Genomic DNA, 22,407 nt, shown 5'->3' with positions numbered 1-22,407 from the left:
CCGCACAACTTAGCGTGGTTGGCTCGCGCCCGCCGAGCCCGCCCCACCGAACGATTCCCAGCCGGCACTTCCCGGCCGGGGCGCGCCGTCGACCGTGACGCCCTGACCGGCGCACACGCGCCCGATCGGCCGCCAGCCGGCGGGCAGGTCACAGTCCGGTGACCACGTGCCGGCGAACGCGTGATCCTCGCCGCCGGTCAGAATCCATTGCGCCGCATCGGCATCCATTCGCGCGGCCAGCTGTTCGAGCGCGGAGTCCCGCACCGCCGCCGGATCCAGATCTATAGCGACACTGGATGACTGGGCGATATGGCCGAGATCGGCCAGCAGGCCGTCGGATACGTCGGTGAGTGCGTTCAGGCCGGTCGCCTCCATCGCCTCCAGTACCGCCGGGTAGGGCGGCTGCGGGACCCGGTGCGCGGCAAGCGCTTCGGCGAAGTCCCCGGATTCCGCGCCGGCGGTGAGGATCGCGAGCCCCGCGGCGGACCAACCGAGGCGGCCGGCGACGGCGACCGTGTCGCCCACGCGCGCACCGGCTCTCGTGATCGCCGACCGGCCGCGCAGATCGCCGAACGCCGTGACGGAGATGACCAGATCGCGGCTGCGCACCAGATCGCCGCCTGCGATGGAAGCGCCGGCCCGGGTCGCCTCCGCCCACATGCCCTCGGTCAGGCCGTCGATCACGTCCAGGGGAGTATCGGCCGGGCAGCCGAGGGCCACCACGAACGCGCTCGGCCACGCGCCCATCGCGACCACGTCGGCCGCGTTCTGCGCGATCGCCTTGCGCCCGATGTCTGCCGGACTCGACCAGTCGAGCCGGAAATGCCGGTCCTGCACGAGCATGTCGGTGGTCACCACGAACCGGCCGTCCGGCGCGGCGACCAGCGCGGCATCGTCGCCTGGACCCAGCAGGACGCTCGCCGCCTGGACCCGGCCGCGGTTGATCCGCTCGATCAGCGCGAACTCCCCCAGTTCACGCACCGTCCTGGGTCCCGTGTGCTCGCTGATGACCGGTCCTTTCCGACGCGCTGCCGACTGGAAACGACCCGAAGGTACCCTTTTCAGGGCAATCGACTGCTACCGGGCCGGTCACGGCGCCGCCCGGTCAGCGCGACAGGAAGGATCGGTGAGCATGGCGGCGGAATCGTCGGACCACGATTCGGCGAAGGAGCCGGCCGGGCAGGTCACAGGGGCTGAAACGGCTACCGACACCGAGCCCGCTGCGACCCCGAGCACCGACTCGACCGCGAGCACTCGCCAGTACTCCCCCGCGCTCATCGCCACCGCCGTCGCCTTGCCGGTCGTGCTGGTGGTCACCGTGCTGGTGCTCGCGATCCTCGCCGCCCGCGCCCCCGTCGAACGCGAACCGCTGGTCCTCGGCCCGGTCCCCGCGCCCGCCGCGGGCGGCCCCGCCTGCACCAACCTGCTCCCCGCCCTGCCCACCGAACTCGGCGACTACACCAAATCCACCCTCGTGGAGCCCTCCCCGCCGGCCACCCGCGCCTGGCAGCGCAGCGACGGCGGCGATCCGATCGTGCTGCGCTGCGGGCTCGATCGCCCGCTCGAGTTCAACCGCGCCTCGGCCTTACAGATCGTGAACGGCGTCCAATGGTTCGAGGCCCGCGACCAAGCCGCCAAGGCGAGCACCTGGTTCGCCGTCGACCGCGAGACCTACATCGCGCTGACCGTCCCCGACGGCTCCGGCCCGACCCCCCTGCAAGCGGTCTCCGACACCATCACCGCCACCCTCCCGGCCACCCCCCTCGACCCGGGCCCCCTGCCCAACTGAGGCGCTAACGCAGCCCGGTACCTCGCGCGATCGCCGTTTCGATCAAGGTGGACACCAGGTCTCGGTAGCCGATGCCGGTGGCCTCCCACATCCGCGGGTACTGCGAGATCGGGGTGAAGCCGGGCATCGTGTTGATCTCGTTGATCACCGGACCGTCGGCGGTGATGAAGAAGTCGACGCGGGCCAGCCCCTGACAGTCCAGCGCGCGGAACGCCCGCACCGCGAGTTCGCGGATGCTGTCGGAGACCTCGTCGTCCAGCTTGGCCGGCACGTCGAACTCGCAGACGTCGTCGAGGTACTTGGTCTCGAAGTCGTAGAACTCGGGGTTCGTCGCGGTGGCGGACTCCTCCGGGATCCGGATCTCCGACACCACACTGGCTTCCACCCGGCCGTCCGGGAATTCCAGTACGCCGCACTCGACTTCGCGGCCGACGATGCCCGCCTCCACGATCACCTTGGGATCATGGGCACGCGCCGTGGCGATGGCCGCGTCCAACGCGGACCAGTTGGTGACCTTGGTGATGCCGATCGAGGAACCGCCGCGCGCCGGTTTCACGAACACCGGCAGCCCGAGCGTCGCCCGGTCCGCCTCGCTCAGCGTGTCGGTGCCGCGCCGCAGCACCACCTGCCTGCCGATCGGCAGGCCTTCGGCCGCAAGCAGTTTCTTGGTGAACTCCTTGTCCATGCCCGCCGCGCTGGCCAGCACGCCCGCGCCGACATACGGCACACCGGCGAGTTCCAACAGGCCCTGCAACGTTCCGTCCTCGCCGAACGGCCCGTGCAGCAGCGGGAACACCACGTCGACCCCGCCGAGCGCGGCACCGGGATCGTCGAGTGCGACAAGCGCACCCGAGTTGCTCGGGCCGGAGGTCAGGGTCAACGCCGTGCCGCTGCTGTCCACCGACGGCAGCGTGCGATCGTGGAAACCGAGCGCCGCGACGTTCGAATCCGCCAGCACCCAGGCTCCTTCGGTGCTGATGCCGATCGGCACGACGTCGTACTTCTCCGGATCCAGGTTCGGCAGCACGCTGCCCGCCGACACACAGGAGACGGCGTGCTCATTGCTCCGCCCGCCGAAAACCACAGCCACCCGGATCCGGTTCGTCATGCCCCGAACCGTACCCGTCGCGGCGGACAAGCCGCACCGCTGGGACTACTCCGGCTTGATCCGCCGGCCGAGCAGATTGCCGACCGCTTCGCGGACTGCCATGCCCTCGTGGCAGACCTGGTTCACCGCGGTGGTCAGGGGCATGTCGACGTCGTGTTTCACGGCGAGCGCGCGGATCGATGTGCAGGACTTGACGCCCTCGGCCACTTGGCCGTGCGTCGCCGCCTGCGCGGTCTCCATCGAACCGCCGGCGCCGAGCGCATGCCCGAACGAGCGGTTGCGCGACAGGGGTGAGGTGCAGGTGGCGACCAGATCGCCCACCCCGGCCAGGCCGGCCAGGGTGGCGGGTTCGGCGCCGAGCGCGACCCCGAGCCGGATGATCTCGGCGAGGCCGCGGGTGATGATGCTGGCGACGGTGTTGTCCCCCAAGCCCATTCCGGACGCGATGCCGCAGGCGAGGGCGATCACGTTCTTGCACGCGCCGCCGACCTCGCAGCCGATCACGTCGGTGTTGGTGTAGGGCCGGAAGTATCCGGTGGCGCTGGCGTGCTGCAACGCGACCGCCCGGTCGGCATCGGAGCAGGCGATCACGGTGGCCGCGGGCTGCCCGACGGCGATCTCGCGGGCCAGATTCGGTCCGGACAGCACCGCGATCCGGCTCTGGTCGGCCCCGGTGACCTCGCCGATCACCTGACTCATCCGCAGCAATGTGCCGTTCTCGATGCCTTTGGCCAGACTGAGCAGCGACGCGTCCGGGGCGATCAGTGCCTTCCACTGTTCGAGATTCGCGCGCAACGACTGCGACGGCACCGCGAGCACCACGATGTCGGCGCCGTCGAGCGCGACGGCCGGGTCGTGCGTGGCCGCCAGCGGGGGCAGCGGAATATCGGTGAGGTAGGACGGATTGCGATGTTGAGTGTGCAGTACCTCGGCGACCTCGGCTCGTCGCGCCCAGATGGTGACGTCGGTTCCCGCGTCCGCCAAGACCTTTGCGAACGCGGTCCCCCAAGATCCCGCGCCCAGTACTGCCGCCCTCGTCATCTGCCCAATATGCCATGGAAGGATTGGACGCATGCGCCCGCACGCCGTGCATGCCGTGATCGCGGTCAAGAGCCTCGATCAGGCCAAGAGCCGACTGGCCGACCGGCTGCGCCCGGAACACCGGGCCCGGCTGGTCCTCGCCATGCTCGCCGACACCCTGGCCGCCACCGCGGCCGTCGCGGAGATCGTCTCGGTCACCGTCGTCACCCCGGATCCGGCCGTCGCCGACCTGGCCTCGTCCATGGGCGCCGCGGTGCATCCCGAGCCGCTGATCGGCGAGCACGACCCGCTCAACCGCGCCCTGGCCGACGCCGCGGCCGGGCTACGGCACCGGTACGGCCCGGTAGATCTGCTCGCCTTGCAGGCCGATCTGCCCGCGCTGCGGCCGGCGGAACTGGCCGACGTGCTGGCCGTCGCGCCGCGCGGATCGCGCTCGATCGTGGTCGACCACGCGGGCACCGGCACCGCCGCGCTACTTGTCCGCGACCCGGTCGCCGGTCTGGAGCCCCGGTTCGGCCCCGGTTCGGCGGGCAAGCACATCGCCGCCGGGGCGGTCGACCTGACCGGCGATTGGCCGGGTTTACGACTCGATGTCGACACCGCCGACGACCTGGACCTGGCGATTGAGCTCGGCGCGGGGAACGCGACCAGAGTCGCGCTGCACGACATCGGCTGGCCAGATCGCGTTCACCAGCCGGTTCGCCGGGTGTGCTAGGAGATCGCCAGACTGCGGTGACGCTCACGTCAATCATAGTGTCGGGCTCCACACCACCCGGTTCGTAGGGGATGATCGTTGGCGTGAGTGAGCGAAGCGAGCTATCCAACCGTCAGCGCGCATCGCGCGTGTCGGGGTCGATCCCCAGCGAGGTGACGGCATGAGCGATACCGAGACCGTCAAACAGCAGATGCTTCCGACGCCGCCACCCGCGGCGACCCCGGTGCCGACCGATGCGACCATCGAACAGTTGCCACGTGATCGCTACCTCAACCGCGAGTTGAGCTGGCTCGATTTCAACGCCCGCGTGCTGGCCCTCGCCGAGGACGCGTCGCTGTCCCTGCTGGAACGCGCCAAATTCCTCGCCATCTTCGCCTCGAACCTCGACGAGTTCTACATGGTCCGGGTCGCCGGCCTCAAGCGCCGCGCCGAGACCGGCCTGCTGGTGCGTTCCGCGGACGGCCGCTCGCCCGGCGAGCAGCTGGAACTGATCGCCGCCCGCGCGCAGGAGATCGCCGTGCGGCACGCACGGGTCTTCCTGGACGACGTGCTGCCCGCGCTGACCGCCGAGGGCATCGCGATCATCGACTGGACCGACCTGAACGACGATGAGCGCCAACGCCTCTCGGGGCACTTCCAGGATCAGGTGTTCCCGGTGCTCACTCCACTCGCGGTGGACCCGGCGCACCCGTTCCCCTACATCAGCGGCCTGAGCCTGAATCTCGCGGTGACGGTGAAGGATTCCGCCACCGGCGGCGAGCACTTCGCCCGGGTCAAGGTGCCGGACAACGTCGATCGGTTCGTCCGGGTGCGCCGCACCGACGCCGGATCGACCATCGCCGCGTTCCTGCCCATGGAAGAGCTGATCGCCGCGCACCTCGATCTGCTCTTCCCCGGCATGGAAGTGGTTGAGCAGCATTCGTTCCGGATCACCCGCAACGCCGACTTCGAGGTCGACGAGGACCGCGACGAGGACCTGTTGCAGGCCCTGGAACGCGAACTCGCGCGCCGGCGCTTCGGATCGCCGGTGCGCCTGGAGGTTTCCGACGACATGACCGAGCACATGCTCGAATTGTTGTTGCGCGAACTCGATGTCGACCCCGGCGACGTCATCCAGGTGCCCGGCCTGCTCGACCTGTCCTGCCTCTGGCAGGTGTACGGGGTGGACCGGCCGAACCTCAAGGACGCGCCCTACGTGCCCGCCACCCCGCCCGCGTTCGGCGAGCGGGAGACCCCGCGCAACGTGTTCGCCGCGCTGCGCGAGGGCGACGTGCTGGTGCACCACCCGTACGACTCGTTCTCCACCAGCGTGCAGCGGTTCATCGAACAGGCCGCCGCCGACCCGCAGGTGCTCGCGATCAAGCAGACGCTCTATCGCACCTCCGGTGACTCGCCGATCGTCAACGCGCTCATCGACGCGGCCGAGGCGGGCAAGCAGGTCGTCGCGCTGGTCGAGATCAAGGCCCGCTTCGACGAACAGGCCAACATCAAATGGGCACGCGCACTGGAACAGGCGGGCGTGCACGTGGTCTACGGCCTCATCGGCCTCAAGACGCACTGCAAGACCTGCCTGGTGGTGCGCCGCGAGGGCGCGACCATCCGCCGCTACTGCCACATCGGCACCGGCAACTACAACCCGAAGACCGCGCGGCTCTACGAGGACGTCGGATTGCTCACCGCCGCACCGGAAATCGGCGCGGACCTGACCGACCTGTTCAATTCGCTGACCGGTTACTCGCGAAAAGAGAACTACCGCAACCTGCTTGTCGCGCCGCACGGCGTGCGGGGCGGCATCATCGAGCGGATCCAGCGCGAGACCGAACTGGCGATCCAGGGCAAGGACGCCCGAATCCGGTTGAAGGCCAATGCGATCGTCGACGAGGAGATCATCGACGCGCTGTACCGGGCCTCGCTGGCCGGGGTGCCGGTGCAGATCGTGGTGCGCGGCATCTGCGGGCTGCGCCCCGGCGTGCCGGGGATGAGCGAGAACATCGAAGTCCGGTCGATCCTCGGCCGGTTCCTCGAGCACTCGCGGGTGATGCACTTCCAGGCCCAGGATCAGTACTGGATCGGCAGCGCCGACATGATGCACCGCAATCTCGACCGGCGGGTGGAAGTCATGGCACAGGTGAAGGATCCGCGGCTGACCGAGCAACTCGGCCAGGTTTTCGACTCCGCGTTGCATCCCGACACCCGCTGCTGGGTACTCACCTCGGAGGGTAACTGGCTCGCCCGGCCCGAGCACGCGGGCGACGACGACGTCAAAGTGCGTGACCACCAAGAGTTCCTGATGCGCCTGCGGAGGCCCGAACAGCAGTGAATGGTGCTACGGGGTACGAGATGGAAGGGGGTCCCTTCTGGGATCCCCGTATTACCGCCAACATTCACGCCGCGGGTGCGGTGGTGTGGCGGCGGGCGAGCAACGACGCGCTGGAGATCGCCGTCGTGCATCGCCCCAAATACCAGGATTGGTCGCTGCCCAAGGGCAAGCTCGATCCCGGGGAGACGCCGGTGCTCGCCGCGGTCCGCGAGGTCCGCGAGGAGACCGGCCTGGACTGCACGCTCGGCCGTTACCTCGGCCACGTCACCTATCCCGTTCCTGGACACCGCAAACTGAAGCGGGTGGACTACTGGGCGGCCGAGGTGGCCGGCGGCGAGTTCATCGCGAATGACGAAGTGGACGTGCTGGATTGGTATCCGCTCGACCGGGTGATGGAGCAGCTGTCCTACCCGATGGATCGCCAGGTGCTGCGCGCGTTCACCCGGCTGCCCGCGAGTACCCGCACGATGCTGCTGGTCCGGCACGCGAAAGCTGGTCGGCGCGACCGCTTCTCCGGCCCGGACCCGTTGCGCCCACTGGATCGGTCCGGGCAGGCCCAAGCGCAGGCGCTGGTGCCGAATCTGCTGGCGTTCGGGGCATCTCGGATCCATTCGGCCGATCCGGTGCGCTGCGTGCAGACCGTGACGCCGCTGGCGGAGAAGCTCGGGGTGGAGATCGTCCTGGAACCGCTGCTGTCCGAAACCGGTTATGCCACAGCGCAGGACGAGACGCGCAAGCGAATCATCGAGCTGGTGCCGGATTCCGGGGTGCCCGTTATCTGTAGTCAGGGCAAGGTGATTCCCGATCTGCTGGACTGGTGGGCCGCGCGCGACGGCATCACGTTGCCGTCCGCGCGGAACCGCAAGGGCAGTGTGTGGGTGCTGTCCTTCGTCGACGGCAGGCTGGTCGCCGCCGACCATCTGGACCGGTCGTTGAACGCGGGCTTCGTGAAGCCCTGAGCCGAACGGCCCCCGAAGGCACGAGCCTGACGGGACCGCCCCCGAATGATGGGTACGGACAGACGAAACGGCCCCGGAAGCATGCTTCCGGGGCCGTGTTCGATCGGTACAGCGGATGATTCGGCCGCTCGGCCGGTCATCCGGCGCCAATACCGTACTGGCGCAGTATCTAGCGGCGACCGCGAGCGGGAGCCTTCTTGGCCGCCGTCTTCTTGGCCGGCGCCTTCTTGGCGACCGTCTTCTTGGCGGCGGTCTTCTTGGCCACCGTCTTCTTGGCGGCGGTGACCTTCTTGGCCGGCGCCTTCTTCACAGCCGACTTGGCGGCCGTCTTCTTGGCGGGCGCCTTGGCCGCAGTCGTCTTGCGAGCAGCGGTCTTTGCGGGCGCCTTCTTGGCGGCCTTCTTCGCCGTGGTCTTGGCCGGGCCCTTGGTGGGGGTGGCCTTCTTGGCGGCGGTCTTCTTGGCCGCCGTCTTCTTGGCGGCCGCCTTCTTGGCTGCCACCGGGGCATTCACGCCGCGCTTGACGGCGGGACCGCTCTGGGCGAGCTTCTGCTTACCCGCGATCACGGCCTTGAACTGAGCGCCCGGACGGAACGCAGGCACCGAAGTGGGCTTCACCTTGACGGTTTCGCCGGTGCGCGGGTTCCGGGCAACTCGAGCCGCACGCTTGCGCTGTTCGAACACACCGAATCCGGTGATTGTGACGCTCTGCCCCTTGTGCACCGCGCGCACGATGGTGTCGACCACATGCTCGACTGCCGCGGTGGCCGTGCGCCTATCAGTACCCAACTTTTCGGTCAGAACGTCGATCAGTTCCGCCTTGTTCATTGAATCCTCCGCAGACTAATGGCCCGTCGTCGGACCGACTAGGTACCACGGTAAACCCACAATGGGCAAGAGTCTATGTGCCACGCCAAAATTCATGTGGTTTAGCACACGTCCAGCTATCGGCCCCGGTGCCATCCAGCTAACACCCAAGGGTGTTTAGGACTGCGAAATACGTGCTGGGAGGGTAGTGGGTTTCCATGCTGGCCTTGCGTTTTCGAACTCCGCGATGGTGTCACTGCGGCGCAGCGTGAGCCCGATGTCGTCCAATCCTTCGAGCAGACGCCACCGCGTGTAGTCATCAATATCGAACGGCAACACGGCGGTTCCGGCGGTCACGGTGCGCGCCTCGAGGTCCACAACCAATTCGAGTCCAGGCTGTTCCTCGAGCAACTTCCAGAGCATTTCGACATCGTTCTGTGACATCTGAGCCGCCAACAGGCCGCCCTTACCGGCATTGCCGCGGAAGATGTCGGCGAAGCGGGACGAGATCACCACCCGAAAGCCGTAGTCCGACAGCGCCCATACGGCGTGCTCACGCGAGGATCCGGTGCCGAAATCCGGTCCTGCTACCAGCACGCTGCCCCGGTTGTACGGCTCGTTGTTCAGAATGAAGTCCGAATCGTTACGCCACGCGGCGAACAGTCCGTCCTCGAATCCCGTGCGGGTCACCCGCTTCAGGTACACAGCCGGGATGATCTGATCGGTATCGACATTGGAACGGCGGAACGGCACGCCGATCCCCTTGTGCACGGTGAAGGCTTCCATTGATTCTCCTGAGTCGGTTGGGGTATCGCGTCCGGTCAGTCCAGATCCGCAGGTGAGGACAGGGTTCCGCGCACCGCCGTGGCGGCCGCGACGAGCGGCGAAACCAGGTGCGTACGGCCACCTTTGCCCTGCCTGCCCTCGAAGTTCCGGTTCGACGTCGAGGCGCAGCGCTGGCCCGGGGCGAGCTGATCCGGATTCATTCCCAGGCACATTGAGCAGCCCGCCTGCCGCCATTCGGCGCCCGCCGCGGTGAAAATCTCACCCAGTCCTTCTAATTCGGCCTGCGCGCGAACCCGCATAGAGCCCGGTACAACCAACATTCGCACCGAGTCCGCGACCCGGCGTCCTTTTAAAACCTCGGCCACGGCACGCAAATCCTCGATGCGTCCGTTGGTGCACGAACCGACGAATACCGTGTCGACCGCCACATCACGAAGCGGAGTTCCCGGCTCCAAATCCATGTACCGCAGCGCTTTCGCCGCCGACTCGCGCGCCGTCTCGTCCGCGATCTGGGCGGGGTCCGGCACCGATTCGCCGAGCGGCGCGCCCTGTCCCGGGTTGGTGCCCCAGGTGACGAACGGGGTCAGCTCGGCCGCGTCGATGTGCACCTCGGCGTCGAAAGTCGCGCCCTCGTCGGTCTTCAGCGCTTCCCAGGCGGCCACTGCGGCCGTCCAGTCGGCTCCCTGCGGGGCGTGCGGGCGCCCTTCGAGGAATTCATAGGTGGTTTCGTCCGGGGCGATCATGCCCGCCCTGGCGCCCGCCTCGATGGACATGTTGCAGATGGTCATTCGCGCTTCCATCGACATGGCCCGGATCGCCTCGCCGCGGTACTCCAGCACATAGCCCTGACCGCCGCCCGTGCCGATTTTCGCGATCACGGCCAGGATCAGGTCCTTGCTCGTCACCCCGGGCGCCAGCGTGCCGTCCACCGTGATCGCCATCGTCTTGAACGGGCGCAGCGAGAGTGTCTGGGTGGCAAGGACATGCTCGACCTCCGACGTGCCGATGCCCATCGCCAGCGCGCCGAACGCGCCGTGCGTCGAGGTATGACTGTCTCCGCACACCACCGTCATGCCCGGCTGGGTCAGGCCCAGCTGCGGGCCGACCACGTGCACGATGCCCTGGTCCAGATCGCCCATCGGATGCAGGCGCACACCGAATTCCGCGCAGTTGCGGCGCAGGGTGTCCACCTGGGTGCGCGAAATCGGGTCCGCGATCGGCTTATCGATGTCCGCGGTCGGGACATTGTGGTCCTCGGTCGCGATCGTCAGATCCGGCCGGCGCACCGGCCGGCCCGCCGCGCGCAGGCCGTCGAACGCCTGCGGGCTGGTCACCTCGTGCACGAGATGCAGATCGATGTAGATCAGGTCGGGTTCGCGCGCGGCGCCCTCACCGGAACCGTGGGCGACGACGTGCTGCTCCCACACCTTTTCGGCCATGGTGCGTGGCTCTGCCATGTCTGGATCACCTTTCGACGAGCATCCGGTCGCGGCCCGGGCTGGGAGCGCGGCGTCGGCTGCACAGGTTTTTCGGCTATGTGCGAGGTCGGATGCCCCCTGAGAGATTCGTCGCCGCTATCACCGTGGCAGTGGATTTCCCAACATCCGAGACGCTAGTATCGTTCTATGAGACAGCATAGCGGCATCGGCGTCCTCGACAAAGCAGTGGCGGTGTTGTACGCCGTCGCCGAGCATCCCTGCGGTCTCAACGAGCTGTGCGCCCGCACCGGCCTGCCCCGCGCCACCGCCCATCGCCTGGCCGTCGGCCTCGAAGTGCATCGCCTGCTGGCCCGCGACAACACCGGAATGTGGCGACCCGGTCCCGCCCTCGCCGAGCTCGCCGCCGGGGCCACCGATCCGCTCCTGGAGGCCGCGTCGGCCATCCTGCCCCGATTGCGCGAGATCACCGGCGAAAGCGTCCAGCTGTATCGCCTGGACGGCAATGCGCGCATCTGCGTCGCGGCCCTGGAGCCACCCGTCGGACTGCGCGACACCGTCCCCGTCGGCGCGCGCCTGCCCCTGACCGCGGGTTCCGCCGCCAAAGTTCTGCTCGCCTGGGCCGACGCGGACCTACAGCGAACCATCCTCGCCGACGCCGTCTTCGGCGAACGCGCCCTCACCGAGGTGCGCAAGCGCGGCTGGGCCCAGAGCGCCGCCGAACGCGCCTCCGGCGTAGCCAGCGTCTCCGCCCCCGTCCGCGACGCGGGCGGCACCGTCATCGCGGCCGTCTCCGTCTCCGGCCCCATCGACCGCATGGGCCGCCGCCCCGGCGCACGCTGGGCCGCAGACCTGGTAGCCGCCGCCGAGGCCCTGCACAAGCGCCTATAACACGTTACAGAAATGACGTTCTAGAGTGAGCCCATGGGAGTCAACCAACGGGCACAGATCGTCATGTCCGACACCGAGATCAGCGAGTTCCTCGAGCGCAGCCGCATCGCCACCCTGGCCACCATCGGCCCCAAGGGCACCCCGCACCTGACCGCCATGTGGTACGCCCTCATCGACGGCGAACTCTGGTTCGAAACCAAAACCAAGTCCCAAAAAGCCGTCAACCTGCGCCGAGATCCCCGCATCACCTGCATGATCGAGGCCGGCCAAACCTACGACCAGCTCCGCGGCGTCTCCATCGAGGGTCACGCGGAGATCGTCGACGACCCCGACAAATTGTTCGCCGTAGGCGTCAGCGTCTGGGAGCGCTACACCGGCCCCTACACCGAAGACGTCCGCCCCATGGTCGAAACCATGCTGCACAAACGCTCCGCGATCAGAGTGATACCCGATCGCATCCGCAGCTGGGACCACCGCAAGCTCGGCCTCCCTGAACTCCCGCTCGGCGGCACCACCGCCCACCCCCTCGACTGACCCGCCTATGCCTTGCACCACACCCCCGCCCGACGCGCCCCGATATCCGCCTGACATCCCCCACCCCGACGACTAACGTCGAACCGTTCGACCCACATCGGCCGGCCCCCGCAGCCCCGCCAAGGGCGCGCACCCCGGCCGCCACCACGAGGAGACGGCGATGACGGAATCAGCTAGTTCCAACGGCTCAGCCACCCCCGAGCCCACCAGCGCCGAAGAGTTGAAGCGCAAGTTCAAAGCGGCCCTCGACCGCAAAAACCAGCACAACGCCCACACCGCCGACCACCTCGACGGCCGCTCCAAAGGCGCCAACGCCACCCACGGCAGCGCCAGCACCAAACGCGAATTCCGCCGCAAGAGCGGATAAGCAAACCAGCGAAAAGGCCCCCCGGTCACCAAACCAGGGGGCCTTAGCTTTACCCACCCTCCCCCTCACGCCCCTCGCCGACAAGACCCGCACCCCTTCCCGACATCCGCACCGCCCACCCCCAGAGCGTGCGCAGATCCCAAGCGTGCACGGATCCCGGAAGAGGCATGCCTGGCAGCGAGGCAGCGAGGCAGCGAGGCAGCGAGGCAGCGAGGCAGCGAGGCAGCGAGGCAGCGAGGCAGCGAGGCAGCGAGGCAGCGAGGCAGCGAGCAACCCTAACCCCCAACCCAAACCACAGCAACAAACTCCCCCACCCCACCTGCCCCCATGAGCGCCGGGGGCGAAGCCTCCCGGCCCCGGGGGTCCGGGGGCGAAGCCCGCCGGGCGGGTTTTGGGGGTTGCACCCCCAAAAAACACGCGGAAAACCAGAAAAGGCTCATGCTCGCAATGAGCATGAGCCTTCCACTGGTTTGTAGCCCCGACGGGATTCGAACCCGCGCTACCGCCTTGAGAGGGCGGCGTCCTAGGCCGCTAGACGACGGGGCCAGGACTGCTTCTCGTTTGCACAAGGAGCACCTTCGGTTGATCTTTCGATCAGGAGGCTCGGCTAGCTTAGCTGGCCGGAGCGTGGCGACCAAATCGCCAGCTGCTGTGTTGATTTCGGCCGCGCACCGATCTCGACAAGCAATCTCTCCGCTGGGGTACCAGGACTCGAACCTAGAATGGCTGAACCAGAATCAGCTGTGTTGCCAATTACACCATACCCCAATGACCAGGCGTTTCAGCCTCGCGTCTGGGTGACTGCGAGGCCTTGTTCCGAGCCGAGAAGAAGAGTACCAAACCGCTACGGGTTAACTACAAATCGCCTGGTCAAAGCCATGTTTTCGGCCGTTTTCGGAGTTTCAGGCCGTGGCCGACCACTCCTGTGCGGAGCGCAGCCGGTCCAAACTGGCGTCGCGGCCGAGCAGTTCGAGCGACTCGTACAGCGGCGGGCTGATGTGCGAGCCGGTGACCGCTACCCGCACGGGCGCGAATGCTTTGCGTGGTTTGAGGCCCAGATCTTCGATCAGCGCGGTTTTCAGCGCATCTTCGATAGCGGCGGTCGACCACTCGGTCAGCGGCTCCAGCGCGGCAATAGCGGATTGCAATACCTGATTTGCGTCGGCGCCGAGATTCTTGGCTCCCGCAGTGGGGTCGATCGCAAATTGTTCGGCGGGCGCCAACAGGAAACGCAACAGTTCCCAAGCATCGGACAAGACGACGATCCGGGTCTGCACCAGTTCGGCCGCGGCGGCGAACATCTTCTCATCGATTTCGGCGCCGATATGACCTTGCCCGGTCAGGTACTCACGCAGTCGGTTGCTGAAATCACCCGGTTCCAGCAATCGGATGTGCTCGGCGTTGAGCGCGTCCGCCTTCTTCTGATCGAATCGAGCCGGATTCGAATTCACTTTCGATATGTCGAACGCGGCAACCATCTCCGCCATGCTGAACACGTCGTGGTCGTCGGCGATGCTCCAACCGAGTAGTGCCAGGTAATTCAGCAAACCTTCCGGGATGAATCCGCGGTCCCGGTGGACGAACAGATTGGACTCCGGATCGCGCTTGGACAACTTCTTGTTGCCCTGTCCCATGACGAACGGCAGGTGGCCGAACTCCGGGGTGAAGTCGGCGAGGCCGATCCGGCGCAGGGCGCCGTAGAGCGCGATCTGCCGCGGCGTCGAGGAGAGCAGATCCTCGCCCCGCAATACGTGGGTGATCTTCATCAGCGCATCGTCGACCGGGTTGACCAGGGTGTACAGCGGATCACCGGTGCCGCGGGTGAGCGCGAAGTCCGGCACGCTGCCCGCCTTGAAGGTGGTCTCGCCGCGCACCAGATCGTGCCAGGTGATGTCCTCGTCGGGCATCCGGAGCCGAATCACCGCGGGGCGCCCGGCATCTCGGTACGCCTCGATCTGCTGAGCGGTGAGCTCGCGATCGTAGTTGTCGTAGCCGAGCTTCGGGTCGCGCCCGGCGGCGCGATGGCGGGCCTCGACTTCCTCAGGCGTGGAGAAGGATTCGTAGGCCTCGCCGGCCGCCAGCAGCCGCCGGACCGCGTCGAGATGCAGATCCTTGCGCAGTGACTGGCGGTACGGCTCGTAGGGGCCGCCGACCTCCGGGCCCTCGTCCCAGGTGAGGCCGAGCCAGCGCAGCGCGTCCAGCAGCGCGCGGTAGGAGTCCTCGGAATCCCGTGCCGCATCGGTGTCTTCGATGCGGAACACGAACTTTCCACCGTGGTGCCGGGCGTAGGCCCAGTTGAACAGCGCCGTCCGGATCAGGCCGACGTGCGGCGTCCCGGTCGGCGACGGGCAGAAGCGGACCCGTACTTCAGTCATGGCTCTCTTTCGACTAGCGAGGCTTGGCGGCAACAGGATTGATCAGTGTTCCGATGCCCTCCACGGTCACGGACACCTGCTGTCCGGCCTGCACCGGACCGACGCCCTCGGGCGTTCCGGTGAGGATGACATCGCCTGGCAGCAGCGTCATCACGGTGCTGACCCATTCGATGAGCTTCGGAATGTCGTGCAGTAGAAGCGAAGTGCGGCTGCGCTGGCGGACCTCGCCGTCGAGCTCGGTGATGATCTCCAGATCCGATGGATCCAAGGAGGTTTCGATCCACGGACCGAGCGGGCAGAAGGTGTCGTAGCCCTTACCCCTGGTCCACTGCCCGTCGTGGCGCTGCTGATCGCGCGCGGTCACATCGTTGGCGACGGTGTAGCCGAGCACCACGTCCAGCGCGCGGGCGGCGGACACGTCCTTGCACGGACGGCCGATGACGACGGCGAGCTCGCCCTCGTAGTCGACCTGAGCGGAACTGGGCGGCAGGATGATCGGGGCGTTCGGCCCGATGATCGCGGTGTTCGGCTTGAGGAAGATCACCGGGTCTTCCGGTGCGGGACCGCCCATTTCGGCCGCGTGGGCGGCGTAGTTCTTACCGATGCAGACCACCTTGCTCGCCAGGATGGGCGCGAGCAGGCGCACATCGGCCAGCGGCCAGCTCCGCCCGGTGAACGTCGGCGTACCGAACGGGTGTTCCGCGATTTCCTTCGCGATGCTGTCGCTTCCGTCCCCCTCGATGCTGACGAACGCGACCCCATCGGGACTGGCTACTCGACCTAGACGCATGCCGGGCAGTCTATCGACCGGCTTCCACCTGCTCGAACGCGCCCAACCGAGCGGTACGCGGGGCGGGCGGGGCGGGAATTGCGCCGGTTGTGAGGAGTCTGACAGCGAACCGCCGGAATCCACTTGCCCACCCGGTGTAACGTAAGCCCCATTGCTCAACAAATGGGAACTACATCCCAAATAATGAGATTCAGAGGTGAGACCGATGGCTACCGTGACGCAGATCAAGGAGACTCGACGGTGGTCCATGCTCGGTCTCGGCGTCTTCGCGCAGGCGGCGAGCGCGGTCTTCGTGCACGGCGTCGCGTTCCTGCTGCCCGCGCTCACCGATCGCGGTATGCGATTGGCCACTGCGGGATTGCTGGTGGCCATGCCGACCCTCGGACTGGTCTGCACCCTGATCGCCTGGGGGTACGTGGTCGACCGGATCGGTGAGCGCAAGGTGCTGATCGGCGGCCCGCTGCTGATGCTGGCCGCCGGTGCCGCCGCGGCCGCCACCTCGAACGACATCGCTTTGGGCGCACTGTTGTTCCTGGGCGGCGTCGGTGCCGCGAGCACCAACGGGGCCAGCGGCCGGCTGATCGTCGGCTGGTTTCCGCCGCACCGGCGCGGGCTGGCGATGGGCATCCGGCAGACCGCGCAGCCGCTCGGCGTCGGCATCGGCGCGCTGGCCGTGCCCGCCGTCGCCGCGACTTACGGTGTGCCCGCGGCGATCCTGGTGCCCGCGGCGATGGCGGGCCTGGCCGCGGTGGGCGGCCTGATCGGCATCGTCGACCCGCCGCGACCGGAACGCTCGGCCGATGTGGCGTTGCGCGCCAATCCTTATCGCGGCGATTCGACGCTGTGGCGCATCCACGGCGTCTCTGTGTTGCTGGTCATACCGCAGGGCACGGTGTGGACTTTCGCACTGCTGTGGCTGCACCGCGACGTCGGCTGGTCGTTGGCGGCGGCCGGAATTCTGGTCACGGTCACCCAAATCCTGGGTGCCGCAGGCCGAATCGGCGCGGGCGCGTGGTCCGATCGGGTCGGCAGCCGGCTGGGTCCGCTGCGCGCCGTCGCCATCGCGGCGGTGCTGTCCATGGCGGCGCTGACCGTGGCCGCCTGGACCCACATGTGGTGGGCCGCAATCCCGTTGCTGGTCGTCGCGTCGGTGATCACCGTTTCCGACAATGGGCTCGCGTTCACCGCGGTGGCCGAAATCGCGGGCCCCTACTGGAGCGGCCGCGGGCTCGGCATCCAGAACACCGGCCAGAATCTGGCCATGGCCGCGGTGCCGCCGGTATTCGGCGCGCTCATCGCGACAAGCGGTTTCGCGGCCGCCTTCCTGCTGGCGGCGGGGCTGGCGGTGGCCGCAGTTCCATTGGTGCCGACCGACCGTCGCCCCAATAACCGCCCGGCCCAGGGGGATTGACGCCGGGCCTGCACGTTGGAGCAGGTGTCGACTGGCGAATGTGTCCCGCACGACATGTGAAGTCACACCTGTTCTGACGCGGCGAAGATCACCCCGGGGCACTGGGAACGACTAGCCCGCAACACCTTTGGTACGGCAGCGCCATTCGGCGCACAGAGCACCTTCGGATCCCCTGGCCATTCCCGCTGCCCCCGAGCACAACCGAACAGAATCACAGCCGTGTCATCCCTCACATCCCTCCTGTCGCCTTTCGCGACACCATGTCGCCAACAGGTACGATGGAAACATTCCGTCGCCAACCCCGGGAGTGCGATGCCCAAGATCGACGCACCGACCGTCGCCGAACACCGGGCGAATCAAGAACGCGCGCTGCTCGACGCCGCCCGGATGGTGCTGCTGGAGAACGGCCCGCAGGCGGTGTCCCCCGCCACGGTCGGCGCGGCGGCCGGTCTCGCCCGCAGCAGCGTCTACAAGTACTTCCGCTCCGGCGACGAGATCCTGTTCCGCATCGTGGCCGACGCGCTGCTGGAATGGGGTGAGCGCGTGCGCGATACGGTCGACCGCGCCGAGACCGCCGAGGGACAGGTGGAGGCCTACGTGCGAACCACCCTGGCCCTGGCGGCCTCCGGCGCGCACCGGATCGCCGTCCTCGGCAGCACTCTCCCCCGCGACGAAACGGCCCGGCGCGATCTCGCCGACGCGCACTACGAGGTGGCCGCGCCGCTGCGCACGGCGCTCACCGCCCTGGACAACCCGAACCCCGAGTTGATCGCCGACCTGATCGACGGCGCGCTCGGCCGCGCCGTCGAACGCATCGATACCGGCCGCAACCCCAACGAGATCGTCCCGGAGACAGTCGCGTTCATCCGCCGCGCGGTCGGCATCCACCCGCGCCCGACTCGCCACCACCACAAGGGATAGCCCCCACCCGGCTCGAACCGCAAGCAGCCCCGGCTCAAACCGCAAGCAGCGCAGCGGGATCGAACGTGACGTGAAACGGCTTGTCGGCATCCACCACCGCGTCGAAGACGCTGCCGGAACAGACCACCGGATCGGCCCCATAACCGCCGTCCCCCAACACCATCCGATGCACCTCGACCTCGGGCTGATGCTCGACGATCCAATACTGCGGAATACCCACCGCCGCGTACTCGCGCACCTTCCGCACCCGATCGGTGCGTTCGGTCCCGCTCCCCGGCGCGATCACCTCGACCGCGAGCCGCACCTCGGATCCGGGAATCCGCTTGGGCACCTCCGCGACCACGGCGGCGCGGGCGACCTCACGCGGAATCACGATGATGTCCGGCTTGCGCACCCCGCTGCGGGTGCTGACCTCCCAGCCGCTTCCGACACACAGGTGCACGGCCGCCCCGACCGCCCCGGCGTCGATGAACCGGCCGAGTCGTTGCGTCACGTGATTGTGCCGAGCCCCGCCCGCCACCTCGACCAGCCAGCCGTCCTCGAGCTCGAAACCCTTGCCGCCACCGGGGACATCGCGCAGGTCCAGCCCGGCATACGGACCGGCCTGCGCCCTGCGATTCCCACGCCGCTCGCTCACCGATCCTCCGTCTCACCAGGTCAGTTCCTCGATGAGGGCATACCACCGTGAGGCCGTTTCACACCTCGCCGAACGGTCCCGCACCGGAAGCAGTCCGGCCGGGACCCGTTCGAGCTCCGCTCAGACGATCGCGGCGATGCGGTCGCCGACCTCGACCGTCGACGCCGCACCCGAGCGCGACGCCAGATCCTTGGCCACGGCGGACTCGATGCGCGCCGCGGCCTCGGTGTTGCCGAGATGGTTCAGCAGCAACGACACCGACAGGATCGCGGCGGTCGGATCGGCCTTGGACTGACCGGCGATATCGGGGGCGCTGCCGTGCACCGGCTCGAACATGCTCGGGTTGGCGCCCGACGCATCGATGTTGCCGCTGGCGGCGAGCCCGATGCCACCGCTGACGGCGGCCGCGAGGTCGGTGATGATGTCGCCGAACAGGTTGTCGGTGACGATCACGTCGAACCGGCCCGGATCGTTCACCAGGTGGATGGTCGCGGCGTCGATGTGCTGGTAAGCCGTTGCGACATCCGGGAATTCGGCCGCGACCTCGTCGACCGTGCGCTGCCACAGCGAGCCGGCGAAGGTGAGCACGTTGGTCTTGTGCACCAGCGTGAGGTGCTTGCGCCGGGCCTGCGCCTTGGCGAAGGCGTAGCGCACGACGCGCTCGATGCCGAACCGGGTGTTGGTGCTGACCTCGGTCGCCACCTCGTGCGGGGTCTCGACCCGGATCGCGCCGCCGGTGCCGGTGTACGGGCCCTCGGTGCCCTCGCGGACCACCACGAAATCGATGTCGGGGGTGCCGGCCAGCGGGCTGGTCACGCCGGGAAACAGCTTGGACGGCCGCAGGTTCACGTGATGATCCAGCGCGAACCGGGTGCGCAGCAGCAGCCCGCGCTCGAGCACGCCGCTGGGCACCGACGGATCGCCGATCGCGCCGAGCAGGATCGCGTCGTGCTGTTTCAGTTCCGGCAGCACGGATTCCGGCAGGATCTCACCGGTCGCGTGGTAGCGCTTGGCGCCGAGGTCGTACTCGGTCTTCGCGACGCCGGGCTGGACCACGTCGAGCACCTTCAGCGCCTCGGCGATGACCTCGGGCCCGATGCCGTCGCCGGGGATGACAGCAAGCTTCATTGCAACGCTCCGTTGTTAATCCGGGGGCGCGCCCAGTCGTGGGCGCGCCCCCGCACGCGATCAGAACAGGTCGACGACGACGACCTTTGCGGCGCCGACGGATTCGGCGATCGCGGCCTCGACGGCGTCGGGCACCTCGCGGTTGACCCGCAGGATCACCGTGGCGCCTTCCTTGTCGACGTCCTGGCTCAGCTGCGCGGCGAGGATGTCGATGCCCGCCTCGCCGAGCTTGGTGCCGATCTTGCCGAGCGCGCCCGGCTTGTCCTCGTAGTTCAGCACGGCCATGTTGATGCCCTCGGCGCGCATGTCGTAGTTGCGGCCGTTGATGTTGACGATCTTCTGCACCTGCTGCGGCTCGGTCAGCGTGCCGGCCACGTTCAGCGTGCGGCCGTCGCCGAACACGGCGCGCAGGTCGACGAGGCTGCGGTGGCTCGGGCTGTCCGGCACGGTGTTCACCTGCGCGGTGATGCCGCGCTCCTTGGCCAGCGTCGGTGCGTTGACAAAAGTAACCTGATCTTCGACCAGGGCAGAGAAGATGCCGCGCAGCGCCGAGAGTTCCAGCACCGCGACGTCGTGCGCGGCGAGCTCGCCGCGCACCTGCACCTCGACGCTGACCGGCAGCTCGTCCGACAGCGCACCGAGCAGCGCGCCCTGCTTGCGCACGATGTCCAGCCACGGCGCGACGTCGTCGTCGACACTGCCGCCGGTGACGTTCACCGCGCCGGGCACGAATTCACCGGCGAGCGCGAGCAATACGGACTTGGCCACGTCGGTGCCGGCCCGGTCCTGCGCCTCGGACGTGGACGCGCCGAGGTGCGGGGTCACCACGACCTGCGGCAGCTCGAACAGCGGGCTGTCGGTGCACGGCTCGGTCTCGTACACGTCCAGGCCGGCGGCGCGCACATGCCCGGACTTGATCGCGTCGGCCAGCGCCTGCTCGTCGACCAGGCCACCGCGCGCGGCGTTGACAATGATGACGCCCGGCTTGGTCTTGGCGATGGCTTCCTTGCCGATGATGCCCTTGGTCTCCGGGGTCTTCGGCAGGTGCACCGAGATCAGGTCGGCGCGCTCGAGCAGCTCGTCCAGGCTCAGCAGCTCGATGCCGAGCTGGGCGGCGCGGGCGGGCGAGACGTAGGGGTCGTACGCGACGATCTTGGTCTCGAACGCGGCGAGCCGGGCGGCGAACAGCTGCCCGATCCGGCCGAGGCCGACCACGCCGACGGTCTTGTCGAAGATCTCGACGCCGTTGAACTTGCTGCGCTGCCAGGTGTGCTCACGCAGCGTGGCATCGGCGGCCGGGATCTGGCGCGCGGCCGCGAGCAGCAGCGTCACCGCGTGCTCGGCGGCGGTGTGGATGTTCGAGGTCGGCGCGTTGACGACCATGACGCCGCGTTCGGTTGCCGCGGGCACGTCGACATTGTCGAGGCCGACGCCGGCGCGCGCGACGATCTTGAGGTTCTTGCCCGCTTCCAGCACCTCGGCGTCCACCGTGGTCGCGGAGCGCACGAGTAGCGCGTCGGCCTCCGGGACCGCGGCGAGCAGAGCCGGGCGGTCGGGGCCGTCGACCCACCGGACCTCGACTCCGTCACCGAGCGCGTCGACGGTCGACTGGGCAAGCTTGTCGGCGATCAGGACAACAGGACGGCCTGCTTGGCTCACGGTGGAGTACTCCTGGGGAAAGGGGTCGGCAATTACCGCCGATCAGCTTAGTGGGCGTCGTTTCGGCATGTGCTACCCCCTCGTAAGGCGGCCGTCGTCAGTATGACCCATGGGATGACCCATTGGTCAAAATATGAAGACCGGTCTACAGTTACCGCATGGGCGCCAAAGGAACCGAGACCCGCAGCCGGTTGATCGGCGCAACGCGCGAGCTGGTGGAGAAGCACGGATACTTCGGGGCCGGCCTCAACCAGATCATCGAGACCAGCGGAGCGCCGCGCGGATCGCTGTACTTCCACTTCCCCGGCGGCAAGGACCAGCTCGTCGCGGAGGCGGTCGCCCAGGCGGGCAACGAGATCTCGGCACTGATCGACGCGGTCGAGCCCGGCGACACCGCGGGGGCGGCGACCAGCCTGCTCAACGCGTTCGGCGATCGACTGGAGGCCTCCGAATGGAGTCAGGGCTGCCCGGTTGCCACTGTCACCCTTGATGTTTCGGCGGCCAACGACGTGATCCAGGCCGAATGCGCGTCCGCCTACGCGAGATGGGAAGAGGCGCTGCGGATTCGGCTGCGCGCCGACGGGCATCCGGATGCGGCGGATCTGGCCGCGGCGATTCTCGCGATGATCGAAGGCGCCCTGCTCTTGGCGCGAGCCCAGCGCAGCCGCGAGCCGCTGGAACGCGTGGCCCGCACGATCCGCACGATGCTCTGAGTTCAGTCAGATGTTCTGCCAA

General features: G+C 68.0%; 21 protein-coding genes and 2 tRNA genes. 10 read left to right on the top strand and 13 right to left on the bottom strand.

Features of this window, described 5'->3' with window-relative positions; translation table 11 throughout:
- Positions 1-9: 9 nt before the first annotated feature.
- The gene (locus ACFYO1_RS05400; RefSeq protein ID WP_387227424.1) at positions 10-981 is read right to left on the bottom strand and encodes a thiamine-phosphate kinase; all 972 of its coding nucleotides are present in this window, start codon (positions 979-981) and stop codon (positions 10-12) included.
- Between the two features lie 151 nt (positions 982-1,132).
- Between ACFYO1_RS05400 and ACFYO1_RS05395 the strand changes: the two genes are divergently transcribed.
- Positions 1,133-1,789 carry a DUF3515 domain-containing protein gene (locus tag ACFYO1_RS05395; RefSeq protein WP_387227422.1) on the top strand — a complete coding sequence of 219 codons (657 nt, stop codon included), beginning with the start codon at positions 1,133-1,135 and terminating at the stop codon, positions 1,787-1,789.
- Positions 1,790-1,793: 4 nt separating this feature from the next.
- Here the strand turns inward: ACFYO1_RS05395 and ACFYO1_RS05390 are convergent, their stop codons facing one another.
- Complete coding sequence (locus tag ACFYO1_RS05390; RefSeq protein ID WP_387227420.1) at positions 1,794-2,897, bottom strand: D-alanine--D-alanine ligase family protein; 1,104 nt, start codon at positions 2,895-2,897, stop codon at positions 1,794-1,796.
- 45 nt (positions 2,898-2,942) lie between these two features.
- On the bottom strand, positions 2,943-3,938 hold the full coding sequence (locus tag ACFYO1_RS05385; protein ID WP_387227418.1) for an NAD(P)H-dependent glycerol-3-phosphate dehydrogenase: 996 nt from the start codon (positions 3,936-3,938) through the stop codon (positions 2,943-2,945).
- A gap of 31 nt (positions 3,939-3,969) precedes the next feature.
- On the opposite strand from ACFYO1_RS05385, the gene cofC reads away from it, so the two are divergent.
- The 3 genes from cofC (at position 3,970) to ACFYO1_RS05370 (ending at position 7,932) form a co-directional block, all read left to right on the top strand.
- Positions 3,970-4,653, top strand: coding sequence for a 2-phospho-L-lactate guanylyltransferase (gene cofC / locus ACFYO1_RS05380; RefSeq protein ID WP_387227416.1), 684 nt, complete (start codon positions 3,970-3,972; stop codon positions 4,651-4,653).
- Between the two features lie 160 nt (positions 4,654-4,813).
- Positions 4,814-6,973: an RNA degradosome polyphosphate kinase gene (locus ACFYO1_RS05375; protein WP_387227414.1), complete on the top strand. Its 2,160-nt coding sequence runs from the start codon at positions 4,814-4,816 to the stop codon at positions 6,971-6,973.
- 20 nt (positions 6,974-6,993) lie between these two features.
- Positions 6,994-7,932 (top strand): NUDIX domain-containing protein, encoded by a 939-nt coding sequence (locus ACFYO1_RS05370; protein WP_387227412.1) that lies wholly within the window; start codon positions 6,994-6,996, stop codon positions 7,930-7,932.
- Positions 7,933-8,101: 169 nt separating this feature from the next.
- Here ACFYO1_RS05370 and ACFYO1_RS05365 read toward each other — a convergent pair whose 3' ends face one another.
- The 3 genes from ACFYO1_RS05365 to leuC all read right to left on the bottom strand — a co-directional run bounded on the left by ACFYO1_RS05365 (position 8,102) and on the right by leuC (position 10,980).
- Complete coding sequence (locus ACFYO1_RS05365; protein WP_364720301.1) at positions 8,102-8,758, bottom strand: HU family DNA-binding protein; 657 nt, start codon at positions 8,756-8,758, stop codon at positions 8,102-8,104.
- Between the two features lie 156 nt (positions 8,759-8,914).
- Positions 8,915-9,523 carry a 3-isopropylmalate dehydratase small subunit gene (gene leuD, locus ACFYO1_RS05360; RefSeq protein ID WP_150405484.1) on the bottom strand — a complete coding sequence of 203 codons (609 nt, stop codon included), beginning with the start codon at positions 9,521-9,523 and terminating at the stop codon, positions 8,915-8,917.
- A gap of 35 nt (positions 9,524-9,558) precedes the next feature.
- Positions 9,559-10,980 (bottom strand): 3-isopropylmalate dehydratase large subunit, encoded by a 1,422-nt coding sequence (gene leuC / locus ACFYO1_RS05355; protein ID WP_387227409.1) that lies wholly within the window; start codon positions 10,978-10,980, stop codon positions 9,559-9,561.
- Positions 10,981-11,148: 168 nt separating this feature from the next.
- On the opposite strand from leuC, the gene ACFYO1_RS05350 reads away from it, so the two are divergent.
- The 3 genes from ACFYO1_RS05350 (at position 11,149) to ACFYO1_RS05340 (ending at position 12,751) form a co-directional block, all read left to right on the top strand.
- Positions 11,149-11,850, top strand: coding sequence for an IclR family transcriptional regulator (locus tag ACFYO1_RS05350; protein WP_375903242.1), 702 nt, complete (start codon positions 11,149-11,151; stop codon positions 11,848-11,850).
- A 33-nt stretch (positions 11,851-11,883) separates the two neighbouring features.
- Positions 11,884-12,384 carry a pyridoxamine 5'-phosphate oxidase family protein gene (locus ACFYO1_RS05345; RefSeq protein WP_387227407.1) on the top strand — a complete coding sequence of 167 codons (501 nt, stop codon included), beginning with the start codon at positions 11,884-11,886 and terminating at the stop codon, positions 12,382-12,384.
- A 160-nt stretch (positions 12,385-12,544) separates the two neighbouring features.
- The gene (locus tag ACFYO1_RS05340; RefSeq protein ID WP_387227406.1) at positions 12,545-12,751 is read left to right on the top strand and encodes a DUF5302 domain-containing protein; all 207 of its coding nucleotides are present in this window, start codon (positions 12,545-12,547) and stop codon (positions 12,749-12,751) included.
- A gap of 473 nt (positions 12,752-13,224) precedes the next feature.
- On the opposite strand, the gene ACFYO1_RS05335 is transcribed toward ACFYO1_RS05340, so the two are convergent.
- The 4 genes from ACFYO1_RS05335 to ACFYO1_RS05320 form a co-directional block, all read right to left on the bottom strand.
- Positions 13,225-13,297: transfer RNA gene (locus ACFYO1_RS05335), tRNA-Glu, on the bottom strand.
- A 150-nt stretch (positions 13,298-13,447) separates the two neighbouring features.
- Positions 13,448-13,519, bottom strand: a tRNA-Gln gene (locus ACFYO1_RS05330).
- Between the two features lie 134 nt (positions 13,520-13,653).
- Complete coding sequence (gltX, locus tag ACFYO1_RS05325; RefSeq protein ID WP_387227404.1) at positions 13,654-15,126, bottom strand: glutamate--tRNA ligase; 1,473 nt, start codon at positions 15,124-15,126, stop codon at positions 13,654-13,656.
- Between the two features lie 13 nt (positions 15,127-15,139).
- Positions 15,140-15,916 (bottom strand): fumarylacetoacetate hydrolase family protein, encoded by a 777-nt coding sequence (locus ACFYO1_RS05320; RefSeq protein WP_387227402.1) that lies wholly within the window; start codon positions 15,914-15,916, stop codon positions 15,140-15,142.
- A 205-nt stretch (positions 15,917-16,121) separates the two neighbouring features.
- Between ACFYO1_RS05320 and ACFYO1_RS05315 the strand changes: the two genes are divergently transcribed.
- On the top strand, positions 16,122-17,327 hold the full coding sequence (locus tag ACFYO1_RS05315) for an MFS transporter (RefSeq protein WP_387227400.1): 1,206 nt from the start codon (positions 16,122-16,124) through the stop codon (positions 17,325-17,327).
- Positions 17,328-17,639: 312 nt separating this feature from the next.
- Entirely contained in the window at positions 17,640-18,248 is a 609-nt protein-coding gene (locus tag ACFYO1_RS05310; protein WP_387227399.1) for a TetR/AcrR family transcriptional regulator, read from the top strand.
- A 34-nt stretch (positions 18,249-18,282) separates the two neighbouring features.
- On the opposite strand, the gene ACFYO1_RS05305 is transcribed toward ACFYO1_RS05310, so the two are convergent.
- From ACFYO1_RS05305 to serA, 3 genes are all read right to left on the bottom strand, one after another.
- A complete protein-coding gene (locus ACFYO1_RS05305) occupies positions 18,283-18,885 on the bottom strand; it encodes a Uma2 family endonuclease (protein WP_387227398.1) in 603 nt (200 codons plus the stop codon).
- A gap of 120 nt (positions 18,886-19,005) precedes the next feature.
- The gene (locus tag ACFYO1_RS05300; protein ID WP_387227396.1) at positions 19,006-20,013 is read right to left on the bottom strand and encodes a 3-isopropylmalate dehydrogenase; all 1,008 of its coding nucleotides are present in this window, start codon (positions 20,011-20,013) and stop codon (positions 19,006-19,008) included.
- Between the two features lie 60 nt (positions 20,014-20,073).
- Positions 20,074-21,672 (bottom strand): phosphoglycerate dehydrogenase, encoded by a 1,599-nt coding sequence (serA, locus tag ACFYO1_RS05295; RefSeq protein ID WP_387227394.1) that lies wholly within the window; start codon positions 21,670-21,672, stop codon positions 20,074-20,076.
- Positions 21,673-21,830: 158 nt separating this feature from the next.
- Here serA and ACFYO1_RS05290 point away from each other — a divergent pair, with 158 nt between their 5' ends.
- Positions 21,831-22,385, top strand: a complete 555-nt coding sequence (locus tag ACFYO1_RS05290) for a TetR/AcrR family transcriptional regulator (RefSeq protein WP_387227392.1) — start codon at positions 21,831-21,833, stop codon at positions 22,383-22,385.
- Positions 22,386-22,407: the final 22 nt, after the last annotated feature.

Origin of the sequence: Nocardia sp. NPDC006044 (assembly GCF_042871115.1) — a bacterium.
In the GTDB taxonomy this organism is placed as follows: Bacteria; Actinomycetota; Actinomycetes; order Mycobacteriales; family Mycobacteriaceae; genus Nocardia.
Note: the sequence above shows the minus strand (reverse complement) of the source record. Positions and strands in the feature narration are given on the sequence as shown.